At 69.5% G+C, this 14645-nt stretch carries 15 protein-coding genes; 8 read left to right on the forward strand and 7 right to left on the reverse strand.

The window, feature by feature from the left end; genetic code table 11:
- Positions 1-35 precede the first annotated feature (35 nt).
- Entirely contained in the window at positions 36-494 is a 459-nt protein-coding gene (locus tag IEY26_RS09380) for a halocyanin domain-containing protein (RefSeq protein WP_188978240.1), read from the forward strand.
- A gap of 64 nt (positions 495-558) precedes the next feature.
- Complete coding sequence (locus IEY26_RS09385) at positions 559-1191, forward strand: uracil-DNA glycosylase family protein (RefSeq protein ID WP_188978242.1); 633 nt, start codon at positions 559-561, stop codon at positions 1189-1191.
- 61 nt (positions 1192-1252) lie between these two features.
- On the opposite strand, the gene IEY26_RS09390 is transcribed toward IEY26_RS09385, so the two are convergent.
- Complete coding sequence (locus IEY26_RS09390; RefSeq protein WP_188978244.1) at positions 1253-2923, reverse strand: acyl-CoA synthetase; 1671 nt, start codon at positions 2921-2923, stop codon at positions 1253-1255.
- An 82-nt stretch (positions 2924-3005) separates the two neighbouring features.
- On the opposite strand from IEY26_RS09390, the gene IEY26_RS09395 reads away from it, so the two are divergent.
- The 3 genes from IEY26_RS09395 to IEY26_RS09405 all read left to right on the forward strand — a co-directional run bounded on the left by IEY26_RS09395 (position 3006) and on the right by IEY26_RS09405 (position 6123).
- Positions 3006-3947: an MBL fold metallo-hydrolase gene (locus IEY26_RS09395; RefSeq protein WP_188978936.1), complete on the forward strand. Its 942-nt coding sequence runs from the start codon at positions 3006-3008 to the stop codon at positions 3945-3947.
- A 207-nt stretch (positions 3948-4154) separates the two neighbouring features.
- Complete coding sequence (locus tag IEY26_RS09400) at positions 4155-4724, forward strand: thioredoxin family protein (RefSeq protein ID WP_188978246.1); 570 nt, start codon at positions 4155-4157, stop codon at positions 4722-4724.
- Positions 4725-4878: 154 nt separating this feature from the next.
- A complete protein-coding gene (locus IEY26_RS09405) occupies positions 4879-6123 on the forward strand; it encodes a Zn-dependent hydrolase (protein WP_188978248.1) in 1245 nt (414 codons plus the stop codon).
- Between the two features lie 126 nt (positions 6124-6249).
- Here IEY26_RS09405 and IEY26_RS09410 read toward each other — a convergent pair whose 3' ends face one another.
- Complete coding sequence (locus tag IEY26_RS09410; RefSeq protein ID WP_188978250.1) at positions 6250-7305, reverse strand: hypothetical protein; 1056 nt, start codon at positions 7303-7305, stop codon at positions 6250-6252.
- A gap of 80 nt (positions 7306-7385) precedes the next feature.
- Between IEY26_RS09410 and IEY26_RS09415 the strand changes: the two genes are divergently transcribed.
- Both IEY26_RS09415 and IEY26_RS09420 read left to right on the forward strand, forming a co-directional pair.
- Positions 7386-8336 carry a mechanosensitive ion channel family protein gene (locus IEY26_RS09415; RefSeq protein WP_188978252.1) on the forward strand — a complete coding sequence of 317 codons (951 nt, stop codon included), beginning with the start codon at positions 7386-7388 and terminating at the stop codon, positions 8334-8336.
- 57 nt (positions 8337-8393) lie between these two features.
- Positions 8394-9053, forward strand: a complete 660-nt coding sequence (locus IEY26_RS09420; protein ID WP_188978254.1) for an O-methyltransferase — start codon at positions 8394-8396, stop codon at positions 9051-9053.
- Positions 9054-9199: 146 nt separating this feature from the next.
- On the opposite strand, the gene IEY26_RS09425 is transcribed toward IEY26_RS09420, so the two are convergent.
- The 5 genes from IEY26_RS09425 to IEY26_RS09445 all read right to left on the reverse strand — a co-directional run bounded on the left by IEY26_RS09425 (position 9200) and on the right by IEY26_RS09445 (position 14010).
- Entirely contained in the window at positions 9200-10069 is an 870-nt protein-coding gene (locus IEY26_RS09425; RefSeq protein ID WP_188978256.1) for a PGF-CTERM sorting domain-containing protein, read from the reverse strand.
- A gap of 252 nt (positions 10070-10321) precedes the next feature.
- Positions 10322-11026, reverse strand: coding sequence for a hypothetical protein (locus tag IEY26_RS09430; protein WP_188978258.1), 705 nt, complete (start codon positions 11024-11026; stop codon positions 10322-10324).
- A 77-nt stretch (positions 11027-11103) separates the two neighbouring features.
- The gene (locus IEY26_RS09435; RefSeq protein WP_188978260.1) at positions 11104-12066 is read right to left on the reverse strand and encodes an ornithine cyclodeaminase family protein; all 963 of its coding nucleotides are present in this window, start codon (positions 12064-12066) and stop codon (positions 11104-11106) included.
- A 51-nt stretch (positions 12067-12117) separates the two neighbouring features.
- Positions 12118-12579, reverse strand: coding sequence for a thioredoxin-dependent thiol peroxidase (gene bcp / locus IEY26_RS09440; RefSeq protein ID WP_188978262.1), 462 nt, complete (start codon positions 12577-12579; stop codon positions 12118-12120).
- A 63-nt stretch (positions 12580-12642) separates the two neighbouring features.
- Positions 12643-14010: an NAD(P)/FAD-dependent oxidoreductase gene (locus IEY26_RS09445; RefSeq protein ID WP_188978264.1), complete on the reverse strand. Its 1368-nt coding sequence runs from the start codon at positions 14008-14010 to the stop codon at positions 12643-12645.
- A 202-nt stretch (positions 14011-14212) separates the two neighbouring features.
- On the opposite strand from IEY26_RS09445, the gene IEY26_RS09450 reads away from it, so the two are divergent.
- Positions 14213-14452: a hypothetical protein gene (locus IEY26_RS09450; protein WP_188978266.1), complete on the forward strand. Its 240-nt coding sequence runs from the start codon at positions 14213-14215 to the stop codon at positions 14450-14452.
- The last annotated feature ends 193 nt before the right edge of the window (positions 14453-14645 follow it).

The following is a 14645-nucleotide window of genomic DNA, read 5'->3' on the forward strand; positions in this document are numbered from 1 at the left end:
GAGAGGTTTTAGTCGGCGAGCGGCGAGGGAGAGGCATGGTCGAGACGCGGCGGTCGTTCCTGCGGGCGGCGGGCGTGACGGCGCTCGCGGCGACCGCTGGCTGCATCACGGACGCGGCAGAGACGCCGGAGTTCCTCACCGACGGGCCGAGCTACGACGGCTGGTTCGAGAACACGTCGAACTTCACGGGCACGCTCGACTACACGGGCCGCGGGCAGGTGGAAGTCGAGGTGGGCGTGCCGGGGAACGGCGGACACTTCGGGTTCGGGCCGGCGGCGATAAAGGTCTCGCCGCGCACGGTCGTGCGCTGGGTGTGGACGGGGAAGGGCGGCAGTCACGACGTCGTGGCGGTCGACGGCTCCTTCGAGTCCGACTACCACCATCAGCCCGGCGCGTCGTTCACGCATCAGTTCGACGAGCAGGGCGTCCACCGGTACGTCTGCGAGGCGCACGCCGAGAAGGGGATGCGGGGCGCGGTCGTCGTCGGCCACTGACGCCACACGGTCTGCGACCCGCGCGACCGTGCGGTCTAAACCTCCGCGTCGCCTACCGGAGACCGTGCAGAACGTCACCGACCGTACGAGCAACCCGTTCGGCATGAGCCCGCCCGGTGACCGCGTCGTCCACGGCTACGGGGACGCGAACGCGGACTTCCACGTCGTCGGCGACCACCCCGGCGTCCACGGCGGCGTCGACACCGGCATCCCGTTCACGGGGACCGCGGCCGTCGAGCGATTCTGGGACGCGCTCGCCGCCGTCGGCCTCGCGGCCGCGGAGCCGGAGCCGACGCTCTCGAACTGCTTTGCGTCCTACCTCCACGCCGCCGTCCCCGACGCCGACGGCGCGCCCACGAGCGCGTCCTACGACCGCCACGAGGCGTTCTTCGATTCGGAGCTCCGCGCCATCACCGCCCACGTTCTCCTCCCCGTCGGCGAGCGCGCGACCCGTCACGTCCTCGAACAGTACACGCCCCGCCCGGCGGCGCTCGCGGACGACCTCGACGCGATTCACGGCGAGGAACTCAGCGGGTCGGGCTTCCTCGTCGTCCCCGCGAAAGACCCCGCGGACTGGACGGGCAGCGACTTCGACGACTACGTCGACGGCGTCGAGCGCGTCATGTCGTGGGACTACCGTCGAGAGAGCGACCTCGGTCGATTCCTCCCCGGCGACGAGACGTACACCGTCCGGTGACGACGCCGATGAGCGAGCTGCCGTGACTGTCCGTCCGCCCGTCGCTCCCTCGACGAATCGATTACTCTCCCGTCTCGTCTCGGAGTTCCGTCCGCCGAATTTTTCCAGTTACCGTCTTGGGGAGGTCGTCGACGAACTCGACCTCCCGAGGGTACTCGTGGGCGGCGACCTCCTGCTTGACGTGGCTCTGGATGTCCTCGACGAGCGCGTCGTCGGCGTCGCCGCTGTAGGAGTCGGAGCGGACGACGTAGGCTTTCACGATGTTGCCGCGTTCGGGGTGTGGTTTGGGGACGACGGCGGCTTCGGCGATGGCGGGGTGTTCGCCGAGCGCGCTCTCGACGTCGAACGGCCCGATGCGGTAGCCCGAGGAGAGGATGACGTCGTCCGCGCGGCCCTCGAACCAGAAGTAGCCGTCGTCGTCGAGGTGGCCGAGGTCACCCGATAAGTACCACTCGCCGTCCGGGCCGTCGACGAAGCAGCGCTCGGTCTTCTCGGGCTGCTCCCAGTAGCCGGCGAAGAAGCAGGGGTAGTCGCCGCGCTGGGCGATCTCGCCGGTTTCGCCGGGCGGGAGAACCTCGCCCGATTCGGGGTCGACGACGGCGGCCTCAATACCAGGGAGGGGTTTCCCCATGCTGCCGGGCCGGATGTCCATCGCCGGGTAGTTGTTGATGATCATGTTCCCGGTCTCGGTCTGCCCGTAGGTGTCGTGGACGGTGACGTCGAGGACGTCCTCGCCCCACTCGACGACGCCCGCGGAGAGCGGTTCGCCGATGGAGAGGGCGTGCCGGAGGTCGAGGTCGACGTCGTCGAGCGTGTCCTCGTGCTCGCGGAGCATCCGGTAGGCGGTGGGGACGCTGAAGAGCACGGAGACGGGGAACTCGTCGAGGAGGTCGGCCCAGGCGTCGGGGTCGAACTCGCCTTCGTAGACGAAGAGGTCGGTGCCCCAGAACCAGGCACCGAGGGTGTTGATGCAGCCGGTGAGCCAGCCGAGGTCGCCGGTGCTCCAGTAGGTGTCGTCCTCCCGGAGGTCGACGGCGTAGCGCTGGGTGGCGGCGACGCCGGCGAGCCAGCGGTGGCGGTGCTGGACGCCTTTCGCGGGGCCCGTCGTCCCAGAAGTGTAGTAGAGGAGGGCGTCGTCCTCGCGGTCGGTTTCGACGGCGTCGAAGTCGGGGCTGGCGTCGGCGAGTGCGTCGCCGAAGTCGACGTCGCCCGGGCGCGTGGTCTCGGCGAGGGCGTCGGAGACGAAGACGGTCTCGACGGAGTCGACGTCGTCGAGTGCGTCGGAGACGGTGTCGCGGTTGTCGCCGGTGGTGACGAGCGCGGACGCGCGACAGTCGTTCAGCCGGTAGGCGATGCCGTCCGGGCCGTAGCGTTCGTTCACGCTCCCCCAGACGCAGCCGGCTTTGAGCGCGCCGACGAGCGCGACGTAGTGGTCGGGCGTCCGCGGCATGTAGGAGAACACGCGACTCCCCTCCTCGACGCCCTCGGCGCGGAGGGCGTTCGCGAAGCGACTCGACCGCTCGGCGAGCTCGTCGAACGTCAGGGTCTCGCGCTCGCCGTTCGCGCCCGCCCAGCGGAGCGCGATGCTCCCGGAGCCGTCGGCGTGGCGGTCGCAGACCTCGTGGGCGATGTTGAAGCGCTCTCCGGCGTTCCAGTCGGCTTCGTCGTAGATGTCCTCCCAGTCGAACGTCTCCCGCGCGGCGTCGTAATCGTCGAGATTGTTCGTTGTCATCTCTTGACCAACTCGGCGGGTTCCACATAAACGTTCACGACGGTCGGAAAGCCACTTATCCCCCGGTGTGCAAGCGTGTAGCGTGAAGTACATCTCCCTCCGGAACACGGCGTTCGAGGGGCAGAACTCCGTCTACCTCCTCGACGGCGACGGACCGACGACGCTCGTGGACACGGGCGTCGCGACACCGGACGTGGAACGGGACCTCCGCGACGCGCTCGGCGACTACGACACGACGTTCGCGGACATCGACCGCGTGCTGGTGACGCACTGGCACGAGGACCACGCGGGACTCGTCGCGCGCATTCAGGCCGAGAGCGGCTGTGACGTCGTCGCGCACGAAGCCGACGCGCCCCTCGTGAGCGGCGATACGGCCGCGTACGCGGCGATGGACGAGAAACGCCGCGACCTCCTCGCGGCGTGGGGGACGCCCGCGGCGAAACAGGAGGAGCTCGCCCAGACCTTCGGCGCGCACGACGACCTCGGCGGCGAGGAAGCGGACGTGACGGCCGTCACTGACGGCGACACGGTTCGGGCGGGCGACCACGAGGTCGAAGTCGTCCACCTGCCGGGGCACGCCAAAGGGCTTTCCGCGTTCTTCCTGGAGCGAGAGGGGCGGCGGGAGGCGTTCGTCGGCGACGCGATTCTCCCGAAGTACACGCCGAACGTCGGCGGCGCGGACGTCCGCGTCGACCGCCCGCTCGCCACCTACCTCGCGAGCCTCGACCGCATCGTCGACCTCGACCTCGACCGGGCGTGGCCCGGCCACCGCGGCCCCATCATCGACCCGTCGGGGCGGGCGCGCGACATCGCGACACACCACGACGAACGCACCGAGCGCGTCCTCGACGCCGTCGAAACACGCGGGACGGCGACGGCGTGGGAGGTGAGCGCCGACCTCTTCGGCGAGCTCCACTCCATCCACATCCTCCACGGGCCCGGCGAGGCGTACGCGCACTTAGACCACCTCGCCCGCGACGGCGTGCTCGACGCGACTTCCGACGGGTATCGGCTCGCCGACTGACCCGCATTGCCCACGATAGATTGTTTAAGACCGTGAATATTCAAGCCACAGTGGTTTCTACACACGTGTGTTCTACCCACGTGCCTGCTCTGCAGGCGTTGTGCCTCTGAGGCCGCTCCACCCTTCGGAACGGCCTTCAGAACCCCACGGTGACCAGCGGGACCGTTGACCGCAACGGCCTTCCACGGCGCGCTCGATGCACCCGGTATGGTGCAGACCGAATCCGAGAGCGAGCTCGAACGCGGCGACCGAGCGCCCGACTTCTCTTTACCCGACGTCCGCGACGACCAGGTAGCACTGGCCGACTTCGCCGACGCCGACGCGGTGCTCCTCGTCTTCACGTGTAACCACTGTCCGTACGCGAAAGCGAAGTTCGACACGCTGAACGACATCGCCGCCGACTACGACGACGTCGCCGTCGTCGGCGTGAACCCGAACGACGCCGAAGCGTACCCCGACGACTCGCTCGAACGGATGCGCGAACTCGTCGAGGACGGCACCATCCAGTACGACGCCTACCTCCGTGACGAGACGGGGGAGGTCGCACGCGCCTACGGCGCGGTCTGCACGCCCGACCCCTTCCTCCTCCGGAACGAGGACGGGGAGTTCACGCTCGCCTACCACGGCCGCCTCGACGACGCGCTCAACCCCGACGACGAGCCGACGAGCGAAGGCGGCGACGCCCGCGACGCCATCGACGCCGTGCTCGCCGGCGACGAACCCGAAGACGCGTTCAAACCCTCGCGCGGCTGCTCCATCAAGTGGCCGGACGAATAACGCGCTACCCTCCTCTCTCCTCTCCGTGTTCTCGCAGCCCACGACCGCCAGCAGCGCCCGCGCCGCACCGCCCATAAACGATATCGCGCGATAGGAAACCGCGTGTGGTGCCGTCATCGGTACGCTCACTGTGCCGGGCGAAGAGGAGTGCGGTATGCAGGCTGACGCGGAGCGACTGCGCGGTGATATCGAGGCGAACGGCGAGTTCGGCGCGGTCGACGCGCTGACGGGGCGCGGGCGGACGTGTCTCACGGGGAGCGAGGCGAACCAGCGGGCGCGCGAGCGGTTCGTCCGCGAGCTGGAGAACGCGGGGCTGGACGTGCGCGTGGACGCGGTGGGGAACATCGTCGGGACGTGGCGGCCGCCGAGCGCGGACCCGGACGCGAAAGCGGTGGCGTCGGGGAGCCACCTCGACTCCGTCCCCGAGGGCGGGCTGTTCGACGGGCCGCTCGGCGCGTACGGCGCGCTGGAGGCGGTGCGCGCGATGCAGGACGCGGGCTTCGAGCCGTCCCGCCCGGTCGAGGTGGTGTCGTTCACGGAGGAGGAGGGGCAGACGTTCGCGGACGGTCTGCTGGGGTCGAGCGTGGCGGCGGGCGACCGCACCGTGGACGACGCGCTCGCGCTCACCGACGGCGAGGGCCACACGCTGGAGGCCGCGCTCGCCGACATCGGCTTCGACGGGACCGGCCGGGTGAGCGCGGACGAGTGGGACGCGTTCCTCGAACTCCACGTCGAGCAGGGCGAGCGGCTGGAGCGCGCGGGCGCTGGCGTCGGCGTCGTCTCGACCATCACGGGCATCACGCACTGCGACGTGACGGTGCGCGGCGAGGCGGACCACGCGGGCGCGACGCCGATGGCCGAACGCACGGACGCGCTCGCGGCGGCGAGCGAGTTCGTCCTCGACGTCGAGGAAGCGGCGAACGCGCAGGCCGCGGACGCGGGAACGACGGTCGGAACGGTCGGGAGCCTCGACGTCTCGCCGAACGCGACGAACGTCGTCCCCGGCCGCGTCGAGATGGGCGTCGACGTCCGCGACGTCGAGTACGATCGAATGGAGCGCGTCGTCGCCGCCGCGAAGGAGAGCCTCGAACGAGTCGAGGCGGAACGCGGCGTCGACACGGAGTTCCGCCGCCCGTTCGACCTCCCGCCGACGCCGATGACCGAACGCGTTCGAGACGCGTCGCACGCCGCGGCCGCCGACGCCGGCGTGGACGCGCTCGGCCTCCACTCGGCGGCGGCCCACGACGCGATGAACGTCGCGAAACGAACAGATGCAGGAATGCTCTTCGCGCCCAGCGAGGGCGGCTACAGCCACAGCCCGAAGGAGTGGACGGACTGGAGCGACTGCGCCGACGCCGTCACCGTCCTCGCGAACGCCCTCGCGGAACTTGCCGGCTGACGCATCGGCAAGTACGTTCGACCGTGCCGGCTGACGCGTCAGCATGGGTGCGCCGTGGTTCGACGGACGCGGCGAGAAGACTCCCGTGCGCCGCGGTTCGACGGACGCGGCGAGATTGCGTTCCGGTTAGTCGGCGAGCCAGTAGCCGAAGCCGAGGAGGGTGACGCCGCCGAGCGGGACGGTGAACGCGCCGAGGGCGAGGACGACGGCGGCGAGGAAGGGCGATGAGAGCGCGGCGAGAACGGCGGCGGTGGCGAGGAGTGCGCCGGCGGCGGCGAGCGTGGCGAGGGCGGCGCGCCCCCAGTTGCGGTGGGCGAGCGCGGTGCCGGCGGGGAGCGCGCAGGTGAACGGGAGGACGAGGACGCCCCAGACGAGGACGCGGCCGAGCGTGAGGGGCGCGGTGAGGGTCGCGGCGGCGAGGAGACCGAGGGGGAGCGTGGCGGCGGTGACGCCGAACGCGCGGCGGTACGTGAGCGGTCGTGGGACGCCGGTCTGGAGGAGGAGGACGCCGAGGGGGACGCCGGCGGCGAGGTACGCGCGCCCCGTCATTCCGAGCGGGATGGAGACCGCGGCGAGGAAGATGGTGCTGAAGAGTTCGCCGCCGTTCTCGACGGTAACGAGGTAGTACGTCCCGTCCGTATCGACGAGCGTCGTCGTGGTGAGGTTCCCGTCGTTCGTGCCCGTGCCGGTGTCGACGATGTGCTGGACGCCGGGAGTGGCGTTCGCGTAGTCGACGGCGAGGTCGTTCATCGCCGTCTCGGTGGGGACTCGCGTGAAGTTCATCGCGAGGCTGAAGTTCGACCGGCCGACCCCGTCGGGGTCGTGGAGGTAGGTGACGTTCGCGCGGTAGTAGCGGTCGTGGAGGACGGCGTACTCGATGTCGTCGTCGGGGAGTTGGGAGAGGGCGGCGTTCGGCTCTAGCACCCGGACGGGCGGACCGTCAGTCGCGTTCTCGACGGCGCGGCGGTCGCGCGCGGAGAACTCGGCGAGGCGGCTGTCGAGGTCGAGGACGGCGGGCGTGTGGGTGGCGATGTCCGGCGCGTCTGCGACGGGGTCGACGGGTTCGGCGGCGTACTCGGTCTGGAAGCCGGTGACGCTCGCGGAGAACGCGCTCGACAGCGCGAGGCCGACGAGGAGGAGGGCAGCGACCGCGGCGACGCGGCGGGCAAACGGGCGGTCCATACCGGACGACGAGACGAGAGCCCGAAAGGAATTCCGGTCCGGTGGGGAACCGTTTTGGCGCTCGCCGCTCCACGTCGAGTGTGAAACGCCGCGGTCTCCTCACGCTCGCGCTCGCGACGCTGTCGGCGCTCGCAGCCGGACTCCTCGCCGGGTCCGGCTGGGTCGGGCCGACCGTCTACGCGTACCCGCTCGTCGACATCGCGGTGAAAGTTCTCCTCGTCGCCGCCGTCATCAGCGCCGTCTACGGCGGCTACGGCGTCGTGCTCTCCGTGCTCGTCCACGAGCCGATGAGCAAACGCCGGCGGCACAAAGTTCGCTCCGTCGTGCAGCTCGTCTTCATCGCGCTCGGCGTCGTCGCCGTCCTCGGCGCGCTCACCGACCAGTGGGTGCCGGCGCTCGTCTCCCTCGGCGTCGCCGGGTTCGCCATCACGTTCGCCCTCCAGCAGCCGCTCCTCTCGCTCTTCGGCTGGATCTACATCATGGTGAAAGAACCCTACCAGGTCGGCGACCGCGTCGCCATCGAGGGGCAGAAAGGCGACATCATCGACGTCGACTTCCTCGCGACCACGCTCTGGGAGGTGAACGGCGAACTCGTCTCCACGAACCAGCCGTCGGGACGGCACATCACCATCCCGAACAGCGTCGTCCTCTCCCAGCCCGTCACGAACTTCAGCCGCGACGAGTTCCCGTACGTCTGGAACGAAATCTCCTTCCAGGTCGCCTTCGAGACCGACCTCGCCTTCACTCAAGAACTCCTCTGCGAGGTCGCCGAGGAGTTCCTCGGCGCGGAGATGGAGGCGAACATCGAGCGCTACCAAGACCTCTTAGAGGACACGCCCGTCGAGCTCGAGGTCGCGAAGCACCCGAGCGTCAACGTCAAACAGCAGGAGTCCTGGGTGGAGCTCCGCCTCCGCTACCTCACCCGGCCGAAGCAGGGGCAGAAGGTGAAGAACGAACTCTACGCGCGCTGCCTCGACCGCCTCAACGACAACCCGGAGCGCGTCGCGTTCCCGGTCAGCCGGAACCGCTGACCCCGCCGCGGCCGAAATCACCGGTGACGTTATGCCGGCCGCGTCGCCCCTTCCGGTATGGGTCGCATCCTCACTGACGACGCGGCGGCGGCGATAGCGGCGGAGAACGGACCGCTCCCGGACTTGCTCGCCGAGATGACGGCGTACGGCCGCGAGCGCGACTTCCCCATCGTCGGCCCGGACGGCGGGCGGTTCCTGCGGACGCTCGCCGCGCTCGCCGGCGCGCGCCGCGTCTTCGAGTTCGGCTCCGGGTTCGGCTACTCCGCCGCCTGGTTCGCGGGCGCGCTCCCCGCGGACGGCGACCTCGTCCTCACCGACTACGACGCCGACAACCTCGCGACAGCCGAGGCGTTCCTCGACCGCAGCGACTACGCGGGAGCCGCCCACTACGAGGTCGGGGACGCGATGGAGTCGTTCGCCGCGCACGACGGCCCGTGGGACGTCGTGCTCATCGACCACGACAAGACGCGGTACGCGGACGCCCTCGAACTCGCGCGCCCCGCGCTCGCGGACGGCGCGGTCGTCGTCGCCGACAACGTCCTCCGCGGCCCGGCGAGCGCCGACGAGATTCGCGCCGCGCTCGCCGGCGACGAACCCGCGTCCGAGCACGCCGCCGGCCTCGCGGCCTACGTCGAGGCGGTGCGCGACGACGACGCCTTCGAGACGAGCGTCGTCCCGCTTGGCTCGGGTCTCGCGGTCAGCGCTTACCGACCGTAGCCGTCGCTACGCGGCGGAAAAACGGAAGAATCGCGAATCGCGAACCGTGAATTGCGGGCGGCCGCGGTGGCCGCAGCCGGAACGAAGCGTCCGCAGGTCAGTCGCGGTGATTCCGAGACCGGGCGTCTCGGCTGGTGGGAAGGCCGTTAGTCCTTCCGGCGGAGCACGACGAGCGCCGCGCCGAGGGCCGCGACGACACCGGCGGCGAGACCGAAGCCGGGCGAGGAGCCCTGCGTCGTGGTCTCGCTACCGCCGGACTGCGTCGTCGTGTCGCTGCCGCTGGCGGTCGTCGTGGACGACGTGGTCGAGTCAGCCGTAGTGGACTCGGTCGTGGACGCCGTCGTCGAATCCGTCGTCGTGGTCGTGGACGTCGTCGTCGAATCCGTCGTCGTGGTCGTGGACGTCGTCGTCGAATCCGTCGTCGTGGTCGTGGACGTCGTCGTCGAATCCGTCGTCGTGGTCGTGGACGTCGTCGTGGTCGTGCTGGACGACTCCGTGATTTCGAGCGTCGCCATCGCTTCGCCACCGCTGGACTGCGGGTTGGCGTCGACCGTCACGTTGTACGAACCCGCTTCGCTGGGGTTCTGGACGTTGTCGTAGACGACGACGAGCTGGTCGCTCTCGTTGAGCGAGTACGACCCGCCGAGCGTGAGCGTCAGCGTGTTCCCGTTGTTGCTCGCCGAGACCTGGTCGAGGTCGTCGGAGACGTTAACGTCGATGGTCGACCCGGAGGCGTCGTTCCCGCGGTCGATACCGATCTTCTGGATGTCTTCCTGTGCGACGTCGCTCACGTTCGCACTGCCGTCGGCGTAGCTGACGGCGAAGCCGTTCCAGGAGCCGGTCGTCTGGTTCCCGATGACTTCAGTCGCGGTGTGCGTGGAGGTCGCACCGGGGGTTGCGGGGTCCGCGCTGATGGAGCCCGTCGCGCTCGCGGCGGCGGCGACGCCCGACACGGCGAGCATCAGAACTGCCGCGCCAGCGAGGACGGCGAGGACTCGACTGTTGGTGTCACTCATTGTTGCAATCATCACGAGGCGGTTATATCGTAAAGGTGTGGTGGCCGGAATGAAAGTCGCCCGAGGTGTAGCGCGCCGTGCGATAACGGCACCCACACCAGCTCGGGAGCGCGTTTTCTCCCACCTCTCGCAGGGAACTAGTTAGCACACCATCAATGCTCGAACGCGGTGAAGCGACCCGCCTTCGGCGACGAGCGAGTGAGAGTCAAAATCCGACGGAGAGTCGGGAAAGAGCCGCGACCGAGTGACGCGTTATTCGCGCCGGCGGAGAGCGACGACTGCGACGCCGAGCGCGGCGACCGCGGCGGCCGTCACGCCGAATCCGGGACTGGAGGTCTGCGTCGTGGTCTCACCGCCACTCCCGCCGGCGGTGGTCGTATCGCTCCCACCGGACTGCGTGGTGGTCGTCGACTGCGTGGTCGTTCCGCCGTCGGAGGAGCCGATTGCGAGGGTTGCGTTCGTCTCACCGCCGCTCGACTGCGGGTTCACGTCGAGGGAAACGTCGTACTCACCGGCTTCCTCGGGGTTCGTGACGTTCGTATAGACGACGACGACTTCGTCCGTCGCGTTCAGCGAGTACGACCCGCCGAGCGTGAGCGTCAGCGTGTTCCCGTTGTTGCTCGCCGAGACCTGGTCGAGGTCGTCGCGGACCGTGACGTCGACGGTCTCGCCGGTGTCGTCGTCACCGTAGTCGATACCGATCTTCTGGATGTCGGGTTTGGCGACGTCACTCACGTCCGCGCCGGCGTCGCCGTAGTCGACGGCGAATCCGTTCCATGAGCCGGTCGCGTCGTCGCCCACTGTGACCGTCGTGGCGTGCGTCGAGGACGCGCCGGGCGTCGCGGGACCGGCGGTAATCGAACCGTTCGATGCGGCAGCGGCCGCGCCGGTGAACGCGCCGGCGACGACCGTGACAGTGAGGAGTGCGGCGAGCGCGCCGCGAGCGGGTGAGTCCATCTACACTGGAAGCGTGGAGTGGGCTCAGCAAAGGGCTTCGGGCCGACTGCAGCACGTGAGAATTCCGGCGTCGACGGTCAGAGGGTGGTTTCGTCGCCGATACCTCGTTCGGTGGCGTCGCGGTAGACGCGTTCGGCGGTCGCGGCGTCGAAGACGGCGGAGCCGACGCTGAGGGCGACGCGGACGCCGTCGCGGACGGGGTGGTCGAGCGCGTCAGTGAGGGGTCGGAGGTCGGCCGCGTCGAGGTCGGCGGCGAGGGCGTCGCCGGTTTCGGCGACTTCCTCGGGGACGTCGGCCCAGACGCCGGCGGCGGCGCGGAGCGTCGCGGGGTCGAGCTCCTGCATCTCCGAGGTGTACGCGCCGACGGCGACGACGAGGACGTCGTCGGGGAGCGCGTCGTGGGCGACGACGGGTTCGGTGGCGGTCGTCGCGGTGACGACGGCGTCGGCGTCGCGCACGGCTGTTTCGGGGGTGTCGACGGCGGTGACAGAACAGTCGAGGTCGTCGCGGAGGTCGGCCGCGCAGCGCTCCCGGGAGACGCTCGGCGAGTAGACGCGGACGGCGTCGAGGTCGACGGCCGCGTCGGCGGCGCGCGCCTGCCAGCGGGCCTGCGCGCCAGCGCCGATGAGGCCGAGCGTCACGGACCCCTCGGTGAGGGAGCGGACGGCGAGCGCGCCGACACAGCCCGTCCGCGCGTTCGTGATGCGGTTCCCGGCGAGGTAGGCGAGCGGCTCCCCGGTCTCGGCGTCCGTGACGGCTATCTGGGCGTTCACCGTGTCGCGGCCGCGCTCGGGGTTCTCGGGGTGGACGCTCGCGAGCTTCGTCGCGTAGACGTCGCGGCCGTGGACGTACGCGGGCATCGTGAGCGCCGTGCCCGCCGGGTCGCTCCCGTTCGCGTCAGTTCCAACGGGGAAGTGCGGTCGCGGCGGGCGCTCCACGCGCCCGGCGTCCTGTGCGCGCACGGCGTCCTCGACGACCGGGAGGAGGTCGGAGAGGGAGAGCACGGCCGCGACGTCGGCGTCGGAGAGAACACGAACCATACGCGGGATTCACCCGGCGGAGAGAAAACCGTTCGGCCGCCTCGGTGCCGCTCAGTCCTCGTCGAGCGCGGCGAGCACTTCGTCCGCGTGGACCTCGGGGTCGACGTCGGGGAAGACCGCCGCGATACGGCCGTCCGGCCCGACGAGGTACGTGTTCCGGAACACTCCATCAAAAGTGTTGCCGAACATCTGCTTCTCGCCGTAGGAGTCGTACTGGCTCGCGACCGCGCCGTCCTCGTCGGAGAGCAGGTCGAAGGGGAGGTCGTAGTCGGCCGCGAAGTCCGCGAGGTCGTCGACGGGGTCGTCGCTGATTCCCAGCACGGCGACGTCCCGTTCTTCGTACTCGTCCCAGTCGTCCCGGAACCCGCAGGCCTCGGTCGTGCAGCCCGGCGTGTCCGCGCGGGGGTAGAAGTAGACGACGACGTGCCGGCCGTCGAAATCCGAGAGGGAGACCGCGTCGCCGTCCTGATTGTCGAGCGTGAACTCCGGCGCGTCGTCGCCAACGTCGAGCATACGCGACGCATCGCAGAGCGAGGAGAAGGCCCTGGCGGTTTCCGCGCTCCCCGCGTCCCGGCTTTAGACGCGGTACTCGTCTTCGGTGATCTGGGCGTACTTCCCGTTCCGGTAGCGGAACTTCGCCTGCTTGTAGTCCTTGTAGAGGCGGAGGCCGTCGAGGCTCACGGAGGCGTTCTTCCGCGAGATGATGCGGCCGGATTCCGCGGACTCGATCATCTGTCGGGCGACGCGGAACGTCTTGTCCCAGTCCTTCGGGCCGTAGTCGCTGACGACGTCCGCCATCGCGCAGTTCCGGAGGATCTCGTCGCCGATGGCGTCCTTCCACGCCTCGTTGTAGAAGTCGAGGTCGCCCGTCGCGGCGAGCTCGCCGGCGAGCTTCCCGGTGCGCATCGCGACGTGGTCGCCGCCCTCGTGGAACGCCGACGTCGTCCCCATCGCGCCGCCGACGACGGCGACGTTCGCGTCCGTCGGCGAGTCGATGGGGCGCGTCGAGGAAATCGAGTACGTCTCGGTGCCCTTCGACTTCCCGTAGCCCTCTTCGACGAGCGGGAAGTCCTCGTCGACGTCGTACTCGTCGCCGTAGAGGTCTTCGAGGAGCCGGCGGATGTACGTCTTCCCCTGCGGGATGCGCTCGTCGTCCTCGCGGAGGAGCCGCCACTCCGACTTATCGAAGTCGTCGATGTCCATCCCGATGGGCATCGTGAGGCCGACGCGCGCGACGTTGTCCTTGTTCGGGAAGACCCACGGGTAGGCGGTCTCGCCCGGCATCCACCCCCACCAGAACTTGATGTTGTTCTCCTCCAGCGCGCCCTCCGGGAACTCTCTGTACTCCTGATAGGCGATGTGGTTCGCTTCGGGCGGGCTGAGGCGCTCCGAGGCGTCGGGGAGGAAGCGGTCGAGGACGCGCATCGTCACCTGGCGCTGCGGGCCGTCGGCGAGCACGAGGTAGTCGGCCTCGTAGACGTCGCCGCCGGCGAGGTGGACTTCGTGCGTCGGCTCGCCGTCGAAGTCGTGTTCGACGTCGGTGACGGACTTCCCGACCTTGTACTCCGCGCCGGCTTCCTCGGCCTGCTCGCGGAGGTAGTCGTCGAGCTTCGCGCGCTGGAACGTGAACCCGAAGCCGTCGTAGGAGGAGTCCATCCCGGTCGTGTCGACCTTCACGGACTCCGTGGGACCGACGAACTCGGCGAGGTCGAGTTCGCACTGGACGACGTCCTCGGGGAGGTCGTCGACGTCGAGCTGCGCGATGTCGACCCAGTAGTCGAGGAAGCCCGCGGCGTCAGTCGAATCCGGCCCGAGGCGCTCTCGGTCCGCCCGCGGCACGCCCTTCTCGAACGCGACGACGTCCGCACCCTGCTCCGCGGCCGCCCGCGCCGCCGACGACCCCGCGGGGCCCCCGCCGACGATGGCGACGTCCACTCGATTCATACCCATCAATTCCGACCGCCCACTAAAATACTTCCAGATTCGACCCGACCCCGCCCAGACGACGGAATCACCGCCTGCGACGTCGACGCCACGACGCCCCCGAACCGCTGAGCGGGCGGACACACAGGCGCGTTGACGCGGTCGATGATGGGAGTCCGGCGCTCCGCCGGGTTTATGTCGCCAGGATGCAATTCCGGGGTGTATGGATAGCGGGCGACTCATCTACCGGCTCACGGAGGCGTACGTCGTGCTCCTCGCTATCGGTGCCGTCGTGACAGTCGTCTGGCTGTACGTCCCGCGAATCGCGGCCAGCCCGACGCTCGCCGGCCTCTGGTTCGCCATCGGCGGATTCGGCGCGCTCGTCGCCGTCACCGTCATCCTCGCCCAGCGCGGCCGCAACTCCCCACAGGAGAACCGCCGCGGCCGCGACCGCCAACGGTAGCCCGCGAACCGCTCGCTACCGCGACTCCCGAGACGCCACAAACTCCCACGCGTCCGAGAACCGACTGAACAACCCACCAGCGACAGCCAACCGAACAAACCACCGACAACAGTCGACGAAACGACCAATTAGCAACAGCCAACCAAGCAAACCACCGGCGATAGCCAACCAAACCAAATAGTCGCGGAGCGCG

The sequence above is a fragment of the Halocalculus aciditolerans genome (genome assembly GCF_014647475.1).
Taxonomy (GTDB): Archaea; Halobacteriota; Halobacteria; order Halobacteriales; family Halobacteriaceae; genus Halocalculus; species Halocalculus aciditolerans.

Excerpts from the sequence above, each read along its gene's own strand:
- IEY26_RS09450 (WP_188978266.1), top strand. The coding sequence starts at position 14,213 with ATGGATAGCGGGCGACTCATCTACCGGCTCACGGAGGCGTACGTCGTG.
- IEY26_RS09405 (WP_188978248.1), top strand. The coding sequence starts at position 4,879 with ATGCAGGCTGACGCGGAGCGACTGCGCGGTGATATCGAGGCGAACGGC.
- IEY26_RS09425 (WP_188978256.1), bottom strand. The coding sequence starts at position 10,069 with ATGAGTGACACCAACAGTCGAGTCCTCGCCGTCCTCGCTGGCGCGGCA.
- IEY26_RS09410 (WP_188978250.1), bottom strand. The coding sequence starts at position 7,305 with ATGGACCGCCCGTTTGCCCGCCGCGTCGCCGCGGTCGCTGCCCTCCTC.
- IEY26_RS09380 (WP_188978240.1), top strand. The coding sequence starts at position 36 with ATGGTCGAGACGCGGCGGTCGTTCCTGCGGGCGGCGGGCGTGACGGCG.
- IEY26_RS09400 (WP_188978246.1), top strand. The coding sequence starts at position 4,155 with ATGGTGCAGACCGAATCCGAGAGCGAGCTCGAACGCGGCGACCGAGCG.
- IEY26_RS09420 (WP_188978254.1), top strand. The coding sequence starts at position 8,394 with ATGGGTCGCATCCTCACTGACGACGCGGCGGCGGCGATAGCGGCGGAG.
- IEY26_RS09390 (WP_188978244.1), bottom strand. The coding sequence starts at position 2,923 with ATGACAACGAACAATCTCGACGATTACGACGCCGCGCGGGAGACGTTC.
- bcp (WP_188978262.1), bottom strand. The coding sequence starts at position 12,579 with ATGCTCGACGTTGGCGACGACGCGCCGGAGTTCACGCTCGACAATCAG.
- IEY26_RS09430 (WP_188978258.1), bottom strand. The coding sequence starts at position 11,026 with ATGGACTCACCCGCTCGCGGCGCGCTCGCCGCACTCCTCACTGTCACG.
- IEY26_RS09445 (WP_188978264.1), bottom strand. The coding sequence starts at position 14,010 with ATGAATCGAGTGGACGTCGCCATCGTCGGCGGGGGCCCCGCGGGGTCG.
- IEY26_RS09435 (WP_188978260.1), bottom strand. The coding sequence starts at position 12,066 with ATGGTTCGTGTTCTCTCCGACGCCGACGTCGCGGCCGTGCTCTCCCTC.